At 42.3% G+C, this 14,338-nt stretch carries 18 protein-coding genes; all 18 read left to right on the top strand.

Annotated features, from left to right (window positions below; genetic code table 11):
* The first annotated feature begins 11 nt into the window (after positions 1-11).
* The 18 genes from ftsY to dprA all read left to right on the top strand — a co-directional run bounded on the left by ftsY (position 12) and on the right by dprA (position 14,320).
* Positions 12-1,034: a signal recognition particle-docking protein FtsY gene (gene ftsY, locus LQ188_RS16855; RefSeq protein WP_230177524.1), complete on the top strand. Its 1,023-nt coding sequence runs from the start codon at positions 12-14 to the stop codon at positions 1,032-1,034.
* Positions 1,035-1,251: 217 nt separating this feature from the next.
* Entirely contained in the window at positions 1,252-1,584 is a 333-nt protein-coding gene (locus tag LQ188_RS16850) for a putative DNA-binding protein (protein ID WP_101224629.1), read from the top strand.
* Positions 1,585-1,595: 11 nt separating this feature from the next.
* Positions 1,596-2,936 carry a signal recognition particle protein gene (gene ffh, locus LQ188_RS16845; RefSeq protein ID WP_101224630.1) on the top strand — a complete coding sequence of 447 codons (1,341 nt, stop codon included), beginning with the start codon at positions 1,596-1,598 and terminating at the stop codon, positions 2,934-2,936.
* A 153-nt stretch (positions 2,937-3,089) separates the two neighbouring features.
* A complete protein-coding gene (gene rpsP, locus LQ188_RS16840; protein ID WP_057913437.1) occupies positions 3,090-3,362 on the top strand; it encodes a 30S ribosomal protein S16 in 273 nt (90 codons plus the stop codon).
* 13 nt (positions 3,363-3,375) lie between these two features.
* Positions 3,376-3,606 carry a KH domain-containing protein gene (locus LQ188_RS16835; protein ID WP_048684915.1) on the top strand — a complete coding sequence of 77 codons (231 nt, stop codon included), beginning with the start codon at positions 3,376-3,378 and terminating at the stop codon, positions 3,604-3,606.
* A 209-nt stretch (positions 3,607-3,815) separates the two neighbouring features.
* Entirely contained in the window at positions 3,816-4,202 is a 387-nt protein-coding gene (locus LQ188_RS16830) for a YlqD family protein (protein ID WP_034313711.1), read from the top strand.
* Between the two features lie 10 nt (positions 4,203-4,212).
* Positions 4,213-4,731, top strand: coding sequence for a ribosome maturation factor RimM (rimM, locus tag LQ188_RS16825; protein ID WP_101224631.1), 519 nt, complete (start codon positions 4,213-4,215; stop codon positions 4,729-4,731).
* Positions 4,731-5,465, top strand: coding sequence for a tRNA (guanosine(37)-N1)-methyltransferase TrmD (gene trmD / locus LQ188_RS16820; protein ID WP_101224632.1), 735 nt, complete (start codon positions 4,731-4,733; stop codon positions 5,463-5,465). The genes rimM and trmD overlap by 1 nt, the downstream gene beginning before the upstream one ends.
* Positions 5,466-5,595: 130 nt before the next feature.
* Positions 5,596-5,943: a 50S ribosomal protein L19 gene (gene rplS, locus LQ188_RS16815; protein ID WP_034313702.1), complete on the top strand. Its 348-nt coding sequence runs from the start codon at positions 5,596-5,598 to the stop codon at positions 5,941-5,943.
* A 216-nt stretch (positions 5,944-6,159) separates the two neighbouring features.
* Positions 6,160-6,720, top strand: a complete 561-nt coding sequence (lepB, locus tag LQ188_RS16810) for a signal peptidase I (RefSeq protein WP_101224633.1) — start codon at positions 6,160-6,162, stop codon at positions 6,718-6,720.
* A gap of 17 nt (positions 6,721-6,737) precedes the next feature.
* A complete protein-coding gene (ylqF, locus tag LQ188_RS16805) occupies positions 6,738-7,646 on the top strand; it encodes a ribosome biogenesis GTPase YlqF (RefSeq protein WP_101224634.1) in 909 nt (302 codons plus the stop codon).
* 140 nt (positions 7,647-7,786) lie between these two features.
* The gene (locus tag LQ188_RS16800) at positions 7,787-8,569 is read left to right on the top strand and encodes a ribonuclease HII (protein WP_230177691.1); all 783 of its coding nucleotides are present in this window, start codon (positions 7,787-7,789) and stop codon (positions 8,567-8,569) included.
* Positions 8,570-8,582: 13 nt separating this feature from the next.
* Positions 8,583-10,148, top strand: coding sequence for a hypothetical protein (locus LQ188_RS16795; protein ID WP_230177523.1), 1,566 nt, complete (start codon positions 8,583-8,585; stop codon positions 10,146-10,148).
* A gap of 107 nt (positions 10,149-10,255) precedes the next feature.
* Complete coding sequence (locus LQ188_RS16790) at positions 10,256-10,492, top strand: hypothetical protein (protein ID WP_230177521.1); 237 nt, start codon at positions 10,256-10,258, stop codon at positions 10,490-10,492.
* A complete protein-coding gene (locus tag LQ188_RS16785) occupies positions 10,492-10,761 on the top strand; it encodes an EscU/YscU/HrcU family type III secretion system export apparatus switch protein (RefSeq protein ID WP_230177690.1) in 270 nt (89 codons plus the stop codon). The genes LQ188_RS16790 and LQ188_RS16785 overlap by 1 nt, the downstream gene beginning before the upstream one ends.
* A 492-nt stretch (positions 10,762-11,253) precedes the next feature.
* A complete protein-coding gene (gene sucC, locus LQ188_RS16780; protein WP_230177519.1) occupies positions 11,254-12,414 on the top strand; it encodes an ADP-forming succinate--CoA ligase subunit beta in 1,161 nt (386 codons plus the stop codon).
* Positions 12,415-12,432: 18 nt separating this feature from the next.
* Positions 12,433-13,335, top strand: a complete 903-nt coding sequence (gene sucD, locus LQ188_RS16775; RefSeq protein WP_101224637.1) for a succinate--CoA ligase subunit alpha — start codon at positions 12,433-12,435, stop codon at positions 13,333-13,335.
* A gap of 118 nt (positions 13,336-13,453) precedes the next feature.
* Positions 13,454-14,320 carry a DNA-processing protein DprA gene (dprA, locus tag LQ188_RS16770; RefSeq protein ID WP_230177517.1) on the top strand — a complete coding sequence of 289 codons (867 nt, stop codon included), beginning with the start codon at positions 13,454-13,456 and terminating at the stop codon, positions 14,318-14,320.
* The last annotated feature ends 18 nt before the right edge of the window (positions 14,321-14,338 follow it).

Here is a 14,338-nt window from a genome sequence, read left to right as displayed (position 1 = left end):
GAAGTGGGACAATGAGTTTTTTCAAAAAGCTAAAAGAGAAATTTACGACCCAGGAAGAACAAGAAAAAGAAAAATCAGTCGAAGCAGAAGTATCCATAGGGGAAAAATTCAAGCAAGGTTTGACAAAGACGAGGAATTCCTTTACTGGAAGGGTTAATGAACTTGTTGCCCGTTATCGGAAAGTGGATGAGGACTTTTTTGAAGAACTTGAAGAAATCCTGATACAGGCAGATGTAGGCTTTGATACTGTGATGGAACTGATTGATCAATTGAAAAGGGAAGTCAAGCTTCGTAATATCTCTGATACGAGGGAAGTGCAGTCCGTTATTTCCGAAAAGCTAGTGGAAATCTACCAAGGTGATGATGAAGCGACTTCAAGCCTGAATATACAAGAAGAGGGTTTGACGGTCATTTTGTTTGTAGGGGTTAATGGGGTAGGTAAAACGACGACCATTGGTAAACTTGCCCATAAATTCAAAATGGAAGGTAAATCAGTCGTATTGGCTGCAGGGGATACCTTCCGTGCCGGTGCGATTGAACAGCTTGAGGTTTGGGGAGAGCGTGTCGGCGTCAGTGTAATCAAACAGGGTGAAGGCTCTGACCCTGCAGCGGTCATGTTCGACGCCATTCAGGCCGCCAAGGCACGAAAAGCGGATATCCTGATCTGTGATACTGCCGGTCGCTTACAGAATAAAGTGAACTTAATGAAGGAATTGGAAAAGGTGAAACGTGTAATTGAACGTGAAGTACCTGGTGCACCACATGAGGTGTTGCTTGCCCTTGACGCAACAACTGGACAAAATGCCCTCATTCAGGCAAAAACATTCAAGGAAGCGACCAATGTTTCCGGTATTGTTTTAACAAAGCTTGATGGCACCGCAAAAGGCGGAATTGTTTTGGCAATTCGCAATGAATTGGCCATACCCGTTAAATTTGTCGGGCTAGGTGAAAAAATGGACGATCTACAGGAATTCGATGCTGAGAAATATGTTTATGGCCTTTTTGCTGATATCATCGATAAAGAAGAGGTTTAAGAAAAATTGTAAGCCGGAAGAGATAATTCTCTTCTGGTTTTTCGTTCACTGTGCAAATTAGGGAAACAATTGCATAAAGGTCTAAAAAAGCGGAATAAAGAAAAAAATAATGCTTTGCAAACAAGTGGTAAGGAGTTTAACTTGACATCAAATAAACAAGGCTTTACAATATAAACTTGTAAAGGGTTTTCACTTAACAGCAGGGAGGCTTGCTAAGATGCTTGAAAAGACAACGCGGATTAATTATTTGTATGACTTTTACCAATCGTTGTTAACAGAGAAGCAGCAGAGCTATATGTCCCTCTACTATCTGGATGATTACTCTCTTGGCGAGATTGCCGATGAATACGAAGTCAGTAGGCAGGCAGTCTATGATAATATAAAAAGAACAGAAGCGATGCTTGAGGAATATGAAGCAAAGCTGTTGTTATTTCAAAAATTTCAAGAGCGTAACCAGTGGATTGCGAATATGAAGGGACTCATAGAAAAGGATTCCTTTTCAAAAGAGAAGCTGCTAGAAGCAATCACAACGCTTGAGAAGTTGGATTAGGAGGCGGCAATATGGCATTTGAAGGATTGGCCGACCGACTGCAGAGCACGATGCAAAAGATCCGTGGAAAAGGGAAAGTCAACGAAGCGGACGTTAAAGAAATGATGCGTGAAGTTCGATTGGCCCTGCTTGAAGCGGATGTTAACTTTAAAGTCGTGAAGGATTTTGTAAAACGTGTCAGTGAACGTTCGGTAGGTCAGGAAGTGCTGAAAAGCTTAACCCCCGGTCAACAGGTAATAAAGGTAGTCAAGGAAGAATTGACGGAGCTGATGGGCGGCGAACAAAGCAAGATTGCCGTTGCCTCGAAACCACCGACTGTCATCATGATGGTAGGTCTTCAAGGTGCAGGTAAAACGACGACCACCGGAAAGCTTGCCAATCTTCTAAGGAAAAAATACAACCGCAAGCCATTGCTCGTTGCGGCTGATATTTACCGTCCGGCGGCGATTAAGCAGCTTGAAACACTTGGCAAACAATTAAGCATGCCTGTTTTCTCCCTTGGGGACCAGGTCAGTCCTGTTGAAATTGCTAAACAGGCAATTGAAAAAGCTAAGGAAGAACATCATGATTATGTGTTGATTGATACCGCAGGTCGCCTTCATGTTGATGAAAACTTGATGGGCGAACTGAAGGATATCAAAGAGTTGACAAAACCAGATGAAATCTTCCTGGTTGTCGATGCGATGACCGGTCAGGATGCGGTCAATGTAGCCCAAAGTTTCAATGAACAGCTGGGCCTGACAGGAGCCGTATTAACGAAACTTGATGGGGATACACGTGGTGGTGCGGCACTTTCAATTCGTTCAGTCACCAACACGCCTATTAAATTCGTCGGTATGGGTGAAAAATTGGATGCACTTGAAGCGTTCCATCCAGAACGGATGGCGTCAAGGATCCTCGGCATGGGTGATGTGTTGACCCTTATCGAAAAAGCACAGGCCAATGTTGATGAAGAAAAAGCGAAAGAATTAGAGAAAAAGATGCGTACAGCCACTTTTACCTTTGATGATTTCCTTGATCAGCTCGGTCAGGTGCGGAATATGGGACCGCTTGATGATATTCTGAAAATGATTCCAGGTGCGAATAAAATGAAAGGGATGGACAACCTTCAGATCGATGAAAAACAAATCGGTCATGTTGAAGCTATCATCCGATCAATGACAACGCATGAAAAGGAACATCCGGAAACCATGAATGCATCCCGCAAGAAACGGATTGCCAAAGGAAGCGGCAGATCGATTCAAGAAGTGAACCGTCTACTGAAGCAATTCGAAGAAATGAAAAAGATGATGAAACAGGTTACGAACATGCAAAAAGGAAAGAAAAAGGGATTTAAATTCCCGTTCATGTAAGGTTTATTTCAGCTCGGAACTAAGGTGAAATACGGGTCGAAGCCATGTATTTCAACACTTTTTTTACCTGTTAAGAAAAAAACCTTTACAAACATGCAAGACATTTGATATTATACTATCTTGTGTGAAACTATTCGGAGGTGCTTATTTAAAATGGCAGTAAAAATTCGCTTAAAACGTATGGGAGCTAAAAAATCTCCTTTCTATCGTATTGTAGTTGCAGATTCTCGTTCACCACGTGACGGACGTTACATTGAAGTGGTAGGAACTTATAACCCGGTGGCTCAACCAGCAAAAGTTGATATCAACGAAGAGCTTGCTCTTAAATGGTTACAAGATGGAGCTAAACCATCTGATACAGTTCGTAACTTATTCTCAACACAAGGCATCATGGAAAAATTCCATGTTGCAAAAAACAGCAAGTAATCGACGGTAGTTGATGAAAGCACTGATTGAAACGATTGTTTCAGCACTTGTGGATTATCCGGAAGAGGTCATCGTGACCTCCAAGGAAGAATCCGACCGGATTGTTTATATCCTCTCCGTTCATAAAGAGGATATGGGCAAGGTGATCGGTAAACAAGGGCGTGTTGCTAAGGCGATTCGGACTGTGGTATATGCAGCAGGATCTTCACAGCAGAAGAAAATCTATTTGGAGATTTCCGAATAAGGAGGGTTAATTCCCCTCCTTTTTTTGTACTTCAAGAAAGCTTAGATCCCAATTGATCAAATTCGGGCTTTAAACTTTACGCCTTTTAAGACGCATCTTTTACCGATTTACGTTATACTTAAGAGAATGACCCCCATTTCAAAAAGATTACCCCATCATACATATTTTTAGAAGGAAATACGAAATCATAGATAATAGGAGGTGCTGGAATGAAAATTCTCCAAAATGTAATCGTTAACCAAGTATTAACGGAATCCAGCAAGAATCAGCTCCTCGAGAAATACAAGTCAAAACGCCTTCAGCTTCAAAAAGAGAGTGAACAGCTTCGCTTTGAACTGAAAAAACTTGAAAAAACAAGAACTCTCCAACCTGCTAGTCTCCGTGCTCATTTCGAAAAAGAAATAAACCAGAGGCAAGAAAAAATTAAACTGCTTGAATTTCAAATGGAGCAGTTGGAGATCCTTCCCGCCGGAAGTGAATTGAAGGAACGGGAAGTTCAAAGTATCATTGATGTGGAAATTGGGGCAGATTGGGACGAAATCATGGCAACGAAGACCATTGTCATTAAAGATGGAATCGTCTCGGAAATTCGTTAGAGGTGAAAGAATGGAAAAATGGTTTAATGTAGGTAAAATTGTCAACACACATGGTCTTTTAGGAGAAGTCCGTGTTATTTCTTCAACAGACTTTCCGGAAAAACGATACAAAGTGGGAAATACTCTGTATTTGTTCAGGGACACTGAGAAAAAACCTTTGCCGCTTGTCATCAGGTCGCATCGCACCCATAAAAACTTTAACCTATTGACGTTCGAGAACTATTATAACGTCGGACAAGTCGAGGCTTTTAAAAACGGGGTCCTGAAAGTCAAGGAAGCACAGCTTGGTAAATTGGACGAAGGTGAGTTCTACTTCCATGAAATCATCGGCTGTTCGGTATTTACGGATGAAGGCATTGAAGTTGGGGAAATCATTGAGGTTCTTACGCCTGGTGCAAATGATGTTTGGGTCATTAAGAAAGCTGGCAGTAAGGACATTTTGATTCCGTATATTGAACAAATTGTTAAAGAAGTGAATATTTCCGCTAAAAAGGTCATCATTACACCGATGGAAGGACTTTTAGACTGATGAAAATCGATGTGCTTTCGCTTTTTCCAGAAATGTTCGAAGGGGTATTTGGTTCGTCAATCTTAAAAAAGGCTGCGGAAAAGCAGGCTGTCAGCTATAAGGTGACCAATTTCCGAGATTATGCAGATAATAAGCATTCGACGGTTGATGATTATCCGTATGGCGGCGGTGCCGGAATGGTATTGAAGGCACAACCGATCTTTGATGCCGTGGAAGCTCTTAAAGGGCAAGCTGAGCTAACCCCAAGGGTAGTCCTGCTTTGCCCCCAGGGAGAGCGTTACACGCAGAAAAAAGCCGAAGAGTTAGCTGAAGAGGAACATCTCATTTTCATTTGCGGGCATTATGAAGGGTATGATGAGCGGATCCGGGAGCATGTCGTCACTGATGAAATATCGATAGGCGACTTTGTGCTTACAGGCGGGGAATTGGGCGCAATGGTCATTATTGACAGCGTTGTGCGCTTGCTGCCTGGCGTTCTTGGAAATGTTGACTCCCCGATTCTTGATTCCTATTCTTCTGGTTTGTTAGAGCATCCACATTATACTAGACCTGCAGATTTCCGGGGGATGAAAGTTCCCGATCCGCTTATATCCGGGAATCATAAAAAAATCGATGAATGGCGGATGAAGGAATCCCTGCGCAGAACTTGGATTCGGCGTCCGGATTTGCTCGATAGTTATGAACTATCGGAAGTTGAAGAAAAATTATTGTCCGAGATTAAAAAAGAAGACTGATCTCTATTGCATCGACGTTTATAGTATGATAGGATATACCTTGTGACTTGGGCGAAATGCTCAGTCTTATAACGATGTTCCGCTGCAAACAATAAGTATTTGCAAGAGCGTCCAGGAGGAGTTGAAATCGATGCAAAATCTTATTAACGAAATCACAAAAGAACAACTTCGCTCAGATCTTCCATCATTCAGACCTGGTGACACAGTACGTGTACACGTAAAGGTTATTGAAGGAACTCGCGAACGTATCCAGTTGTTTGAAGGCGTTGTAATCAAACGTCGTGGCGGCGGAGTTAGTGAAACTTTCACAGTACGTAAGATCTCTTACGGCGTTGGAGTAGAACGTGCTTTCCCTGTTCACACACCAAAAATTGCGAAACTAGAAGTTATCCGTCACGGTAAAGTACGTCGTGCGAAACTTTATTACCTACGCGAACTTCGTGGTAAAAAAGCACGTATTAAAGAAATTCGTCGTTAATTCTTCGAATATCTTCATGCGGGTTTACCATGATCCACATAAGGTGAATAACCAAACAGTATCATGCAAAAAGGGAGCTTGTTTATCAGGCTCCCTTTTTGCACTTTAAGAAACGATGAATACACTTACGGTGAAAACTATATAGAATCCTGCTCGCTATAGCGTCCGCAACATGTTAAAATAATTGTTGATATGCTTCAAAAAGGGTGTGTAAGGATGGCGAAAAAGAAAAATGAATTGTGGGAATGGACAAAGGCGGTCATAATCGCGGTTATAGCGGCGACGCTGATTCGTTATTTCCTTCTGGCTCCTATTGTTGTGGACGGTAATTCCATGATGCCGACATTAAAGGATACGGACCGCATGATCGTTAATAAAATTTCCTATTCGATCGGTGAACCGAAAAGATTCGACATTATCGTTTTCGAAGCTCCAGAAGGCAAGGATTACATAAAGCGGGTCATTGGATTGCCTGGGGAAAAAGTCGAATATAAAAATGATACTCTTTACGTGAATGGAAAAGCTTATGATGAGCCATACTTGGATGAATATAAAGAACAATTGATTGATGGCGGGGACTTGACGGAACCTTTTACATTAAGTGATGTCATAGAACAAGAAACGGTGCCTGAAGGCCACCTATTTGTCCTGGGGGATAATCGCCGTTTTAGTAAGGATAGCCGCCATTTTGGCGTAGGTGTCGTTCCTTACGATAAAGTGTTAGGAAAAACTAAATTAGTTTATTGGCCGATCGAAGACTTTCGATTGGCGGAATAGTAGGAAGGTGCATTCCATTGACAATACAGTGGTTCCCTGGCCATATGGCCAAAGCAAGACGGGAAGTAACAGAGAAATTAAAACTGATCGACATCATCTTTGAACTTGTGGATGCCCGTATACCGGCATCTTCACGAAATCCGATGATCGATGAAATCATTCAGCATAAACCGAGGGTCATCCTTTTGAATAAAGCTGATATGGCCGATCCGGTAAAAACGAATATGTGGCTTGAACATTATAAATCGCAGGGGAAAACGGCGATTGCCATTAACTCACAGGCTGGAAACGGTTTAAACCAGATTACAGCTGCTTCCAAAAAACTTTTAAAAGAGAAGTATGAGCGGATGGAATCAAGAGGAATAAAGCCGAGAGCGATCCGTGCCATGATAGTCGGCATTCCGAACGTGGGGAAATCGACTTTAATCAATCGGCTTGCCAAAAAGAACATTGCCAAAACAGGGAATACGCCTGGCGTCACGAAAGCGCAGCAATGGATAAAAGTTGGCAAGGAATTGGAATTGCTCGACACGCCGGGGATTCTCTGGCCGAAATTCGAGGATCAAGAAGTAGGCTTGAAGCTTGCGTTGACAGGTGCGATCAAAGATACGATTTTAAACTTGCATGAAGTCTCATTATACGGCCTTCGCTTTTTGGAAAAAGAATATCCGGATAGATTGAAATCCCGTTATAATCTGGATGTAATTCCGCAGGAAACACTCGAATTGTTCGATGCGGTCGGAAAGTTCAGGGGCTGTTTAGCATCTGGAGGGTTCATCGATTATGACAAGACCGCAGAGTTGGTCGTACGTGAAATCCGTTCAGAAAAGATGGGTCCGCTTACGTTTGAGGTCCCTTTGGATTATGAAGAGAATGATATCCCGAATAACATTAACAATGACCTGATTGTTGAAGACAATCAGTGAAAAGGATTGATACGGAGCTGGAGTATTGGATGTCGAAAAGGCTTACTCTTTTTGATGTCTCTTTTCCGCTCCGTATTTTTGTTTGAACTGTAGAAAGGGAGCAAGGCTGCCGATAATTAATATGATGGGTGATAAAGATGATAACCGAAATGAGCATTAAGGAAATCTCCTCAAAGTTAAAGACAATAAGAGAGCCTGAAGATTTATTTTTACAGAAATGCCGGGAGGACGGACGAAAGGGAGTAACCGACTTAGTAAGCAAATGGCAAAGAGCTTATGAAAAAGAACAACAGGTAAGGGATGCTTTCACGGAAATGACGGAGTTTGAGCGTCAATTGAGAAAACAGGGGTTTTCCATTCTGGCTGGTATCGATGAAGTGGGAAGAGGACCTCTGGCAGGACCAGTTGTGACCAGTGCAGTCATCTTGCCTGAATCTTTTTATTTGCCTGGGCTTAATGATTCCAAAAAGATTCCAGAGGCAAAAAGGGAACTGTTTTATGAAATGATTTTTAAGGAAGCACTATCCATAGGTGTAGGTGTTGTACATAGCGAAGTAATTGATGAAATCAATATATATCAAGCTACGAAAAAGGCAATGGTGGCCGCATTGAACGATCTGTCGGAACTTCCTGATCATTTGTTGATCGATGCAATGGAACTGGATGTGCCGATTCCGCAGCTTTCGCTCATAAAGGGGGACGCAAGAAGCATTAGCATCTCTGCGGCCTCCATAATAGCGAAAGTGACCCGTGATAGAATGATGAAGGAATATGGTGAGAAATATCCGGAATATGGTTTTGAAAAGCACATGGGTTACGGGACAAGCCAACATTTAGAAGCGCTCGACACGCACGGGCTTACACCTTGGCATAGAAGAAGTTTTGCACCAGTTAAGGAAATAGCTGCAAGAACGAAGGATTAAGGGGGGGTGAGTGGTGCAATCCATAACAATCGGTCAACCGTTATCTTCACCTATTGAAATAAAAGGAATTGTTAGTTGGAAAAACGGGCAAATCCTTTTCGGGAAGGTGAATAAAGTTTTTCCTAACCAAACGGCCGAGGTACAGATTGGCCACCAAAAAATGATTGCCACTCTCGATATCCCGCTGCGGACAGGAGAAAGGCATTGGTTTCAAGTGCAGCACCCAATTGAGGGGCGGCTCGTGTTAAAAGCTTTAAATTCCCCCGATTTGAACGATTCCGGCATAAAGGGAACGGCTGCAAAATTAATCGCTCATCTCGGCATAACGCCCGAACCGTCCGCATTGAAGCTTGCCGAATATCTCCTGACAAATCGCCTCCCGATAACCAAGGATACTTTTCAGCCCGCCATGCAATGGTTAAAAGCTGCTGATGCTGCAGAAGCCGGTCTGCCTGTAATAAAAACGATGTTCATTCAGCAACTGCCTTTTGTAAAAGATGTATTTGATGCTTTATTTACACAGTCCAAAAGTGAACCTTTCCATAAACTTCTCAGTTGCTTCAGGCAAAAGCTGGAGGATGGTGAAGCAGAAACGAGGACTGCCGGCAAGCTGATGGAAGTATTGGACTCCTTACACGTTGCTAAACAGAACCAGTTTCAACAAATCGGTTTGCAAAAACTAGTTACCACTTGGCTGGATTCCGATTCAACACCAGAAATGAAATCCGGTGCATTTTCCCTTCTCCAAAAGACGGGTTTCATTCCAAAGGGAATGACGGAATCTGTCTTTCTGGAGAATTTAATTGATGGATCTGAGACTAGGTCAGGTATTGCTAAGAATTCAGCGGTTGATAAATTACATCAAGGATTGCAGCTGCTTTCCGAGGCAAAAAGCGGAGCATTTGCAAAAGTTGAAGAGATCGATACTGCTATTAATCCCATATTGAACGGTTATGAACATGAGGGGGCAAAACTGCCACATGATATCCACTCGATGCCGAGAAAAAACATTACTGCAGAAAAACTTTCCTCTCATGCCTTTCATTTACTCCAGAGTTCTTTTACCGAAGAAAAGGCACTAGGAGGAAAAATGGAAGTGAATGACCTTATAGGCTACTTGAATAAGGACACAGATCAAATAGCTGAGTCGAAGGGTAAGGCGGCTGAATTATTGTTCCAGTCGCTTAATAGGCTTCCTGAGGCCCAATACGCTAGGAATAATGAGAAGCTAGTCCTTTCACTTATATTGGAAGCTGAGTTTCAAACAATCGATTTCACCGATGGACCTTCTGTTGCACATCAGCTGAAAGAAATGACCAAGATCCTTGGTCTTCAGCTGGAACATGCACTCATTAACCTTTCTGGAGAAGATATGGCGGATTTCCCGAAGGATTTGGAGACACTTAAACCGCTGCTGCTTAAATTGCTGAATGAACAAATTCCGGCATCTATGAAGGAGATGGCGGAGCAAATCCTAAATCGGATTACTGCGCAACAGATCCTTTCACAGGAAAATGGACGATTCAGAATTTACTTCTTACAGTTCCACTCAATCTGGGATCTGCTCAAACGGATCTGACTTTACAATGGAGCGGAAGAAAAACAAAAGATGGCAAAATTGACCCGGATTACTGCCGTGTCCTATTTTATTTAGAATTGGAACGCCTTAAAGAGACGGTCATCGACATGCAGGTTCAAAACCGAATCATCAAAGTGACGGTCATAAATGGGAATGGTGCGGTCCTTGAAGAGGCAGCCGGTCAATATCTTGACATCCTGAGAGAGAATCTCGAAAAAATGGATTACAGATTGTCAGGGGTTTCCTTTGTATATCCCGTGAATGAAAAAGAGCGGGACCAAGGGGGGAAACCGATTCCTTTTTCAGAAACCGGTTCGTATAGTGGAGTGGATATTCGAATATGATGAATGATAAACGAAAAGAAGCGATTGCCTTAAAGTATGATCAAAAGACATCTAAAGCGCCCGTCATATTGGCGAAGGGAAAAGGTAAAACCGCTGATATTATTCTGGAAAAGGCGATGAAACTGGATATACCAATCCAAAGGGACGAATCGCTTGCTGCACTTTTAGGTCAATTGGATATAAATCAAACGATTCCAGAAGAATTGTATGGAGCTGTTGCAGAGGTATTCGCATTCATTTATAAAGTTGACAAGGACATGAATCGGTAGTTTCCTAAATTATCCAGATGATATCGCTAAATGGATTACTGTTGGTTTATGTAGAATATTAGGGAAATCACTGATGAATTTTCATTATATTAAAAAAATACTAATGTATTTGCAAAAGGACAAGGCCATGGCTTTGTCCTTTTGCTTTTCCTTTGAATCAACTCAAGGGTAATAGTAATTTATCAATGAATCGACCTCTGGGTTAATATAGTGAAAAGGCTTTCATGAAGGCATTTTTAGAAGATTTATAACGGTAATGACTTTTTTGAAAATAGATTTACAGATCCAAAATATATGAATTTAATAAGGAAAAAACACAACGGAGAAGAAGGTTTTCTCCATTTTAAACCTGGATATAGAAGTATATTATAATAATATTTTAAAAATTATGTGAAAGAAAATTATGCACGAAGGAGAATTTTGTTGTAATATGGTAGAGAAAACACGCATTAAATTTCAAAGTTGTTTTTTAGTAGATAAGGAGGATGGGAAATGAATATCCATGAGTATCAGGGGAAAGAGATATTGCGACAATACGGGGTATCCGTTCCAAATGGCCGGGTTGCCTTTACTGTTGAAGAAGCAGTGGAAGCAGCGAAGGAGTTAGGTACGGAAGTTGTTGTCGTCAAAGCTCAAATTCATGCGGGTGGCCGCGGGAAAGCCGGCGGAGTCAAGGTAGCGAAGAATCTTGATGAAGCGCGTACATATGCAGAAGAGATTCTTGGCAAGACATTGGTGACCCATCAAACAGGTCCTGCAGGCAAGGAAGTTAAGCGTTTACTTATCGAAGAAGGCTGCGACATTACAAAAGAATATTATATCGGGCTGGTCCTTGACCGTGCTACGGACAGTGTCGTATTGATGGCTTCTGAAGAAGGCGGAACTGAAATTGAGGAAGTGGCTGAAAAGACACCAGAGAAAATTTTCAAAGAAGTAATCGATCCGGTTGTCGGCCTGACTGGTTTCCAGGCACGGAGGATTGCATTCAATATCAATATTCCGGCTTCACTTATAAATAAAGCTTCCAAACTGATGGTTAACTTATATACAGCTTTCGTTGATAAAGATTGCTCAATCGCAGAAATCAACCCATTAGTGGTAACTGGCGACGGCGATGTAATGGCGCTTGATGCTAAATTGAACTTTGATGATAATGCGATTTACCGCCATAAAGACATCGCGGAGTACCGTGATTTGGATGAAGAGGATGCGAAAGAGATTGAAGCATCAAAACATGGCCTTAGTTACATATCGCTTGACGGAAATATCGGATGCATGGTTAATGGTGCCGGTCTTGCTATGGCGACGATGGACATCATTAAACATTATATGGGAGATCCGGCTAACTTCCTTGACGTTGGTGGCGGCGCCACTGAGGAAAAAGTGAAAGAGGCTTTCAAAATCATCCTTTCCGATCAAAATGTTAAAGGCATCTTCGTTAATATCTTCGGAGGAATCATGAAATGTGACATCATCGCTACAGGCGTCGTGGCTGCTGCTAAAGAGCTTGGCCTGGATGTCCCTCTTGTTGTTCGTCTTGAAGGAACGAATGTGGACCTTGGCAAAAAGATTCTAAAAGAGTCAGGTTTAAATATTACGTCTGCTGAATCAATGGCAGATGGAGCACAAAAAATAGTATCACTTGTAGGATAATAGGCAGGGGGGAACATAATGAGCGTTTATATTAATAAAGATACGAAAGTGATCGTTCAGGGAATCACTGGTGCAACAGCATTATTTCATACAAAACAAATGTTGGAATACGGCACGAAAATCGTTGGAGGAGTCACTCCGGGTAAAGGTGGAACAGAAGTGGAAGGGGTACCTGTATACAATACAGTTTCCGAAGCTGTCACTGAAACCGGAGCGAATGCATCTGTTATCTATGTACCGGCTCCATTTGCTGCCGATGCAATTCTAGAAGCAGTGGACGCAGAACTTGATCTTGTCATTTGTATCACGGAACATATTCCTGTCTTGGATATGGTCAAGGTTAAGCGCTACATGGAAGGCAAAAAAACTCGCTTGATCGGACCGAACTGCCCAGGTGTCATTACTCCTGAAGAGTGTAAGATTGGTATCATGCCAGGGTATATCCACAAAAAAGGCCATGTAGGTGTAGTTTCACGTTCTGGAACTTTGACGTATGAAGCCGTTCACCAATTATCGCAAGCAGGCATTGGGCAATCTTCGGCTGTCGGTATCGGTGGAGATCCGGTTAACGGAACGGATTTCATTGATGTTTTGAAAGCGTTCAACGAAGATCCGGAAACACATGCTGTAATCATGATCGGGGAAATCGGTGGAACGGCAGAGGAAGAAGCAGCAATCTGGGTGAAGGAAAATATGACTAAGCCAGTTGTTGGTTTCATTGGTGGCCGTACGGCTCCAGCCGGTAAACGCATGGGTCATGCTGGTGCCATTATCTCAGGAGGAAAAGGGACTGCTGACGAGAAAATCCGCGTTATGAACGAATGTGGAATTAAAGTTGCCGAAACTCCATCCGTAATGGGTGAAACATTGATCTCCGTCTTGAAAGAAAAAGATATTTACGAACCTTGTAAAACACATTGATTCAAGCTGGGCCGACCTTTTTTGGGTCGGCCTTTTTTCCCCTCCAATTTCCTCGGGAGACTCCAAGTACATAACTATTAACCTACTTAAAAAAATATCCGATTAGGGGCGTTTCCAATTGAATAAAAAAGAAAAGTTAATCCATCTCCATCATTGCCGCGGAGCAGGATGGAAAACAATCCAAATAATCATGTCCAATGACCCATCATTATCTTCCCTGTTCACGACGAATCACGCTGAATGGGCAAAAATGCTCCCTATCCCTTCAAATAAGCTCAACCTCTTTCTCAAAGATTTACATTCACTCAATACCATCGATAAACTTAAAATATACAAAGATAGTCAAATTCATTGTTTGACGATCTTCGATGATGAATACCCTTTTTTGCTGAAGCAAATATTCGATCCTCCGTGGGTTCTTTATTTTAAAGGCGATAAGAGGCTTTTAACAAGGAAGAATACGCTAGGTGTTGTTGGAACACGTAAGCCAACCTCGTATGGTCTGGAGGCCTTAAAAACGATTCTATTACCGCTTGTAAAGAAAAAGTTCGTGATCATAAGTGGAGTGGCGGCTGGAATCGATGCAGAGTCACATAAGATCACATTAAGCGAATGCGGAGATACGATTGGGATTTTAGGAGGGGGGCTTATGCAAATATATCCAAAATCCAATGTACCCCTTGCTGAAGAAATCATCAAAAAAGGCTTGCTTATATCTGAGACTCCACCGGAAATGAGGGCGGAACCTTGGATGTTTCCGCTTCGGAATCGAATCATCAGTGGATTATCACAAGGAGTATTCGTGGTCGAGGCAAAAGAAAGAAGCGGATCCCTTATTACGGCACAAGCTGCTTTGGAACACGGCAGGGATGTGTTTGCGCTTCCTGGTAATGTTACGAGCCCTGAATCGCTGGGGACCAATCAATTGATTTCTGATGGTGCCAAACTTGTTTTGAGTGCAAGGCAGATCGAGGAAGAGTTTTGAACAATATAATATAGAAGA

Origin of the sequence: Peribacillus sp. Bi134 (assembly GCF_918698065.1) — a bacterium.
In the GTDB taxonomy this organism is placed as follows: Bacteria; Bacillota; Bacilli; order Bacillales; family DSM-1321; genus Peribacillus.
This window is presented reverse-complemented; position numbering and strand designations above follow the sequence as displayed.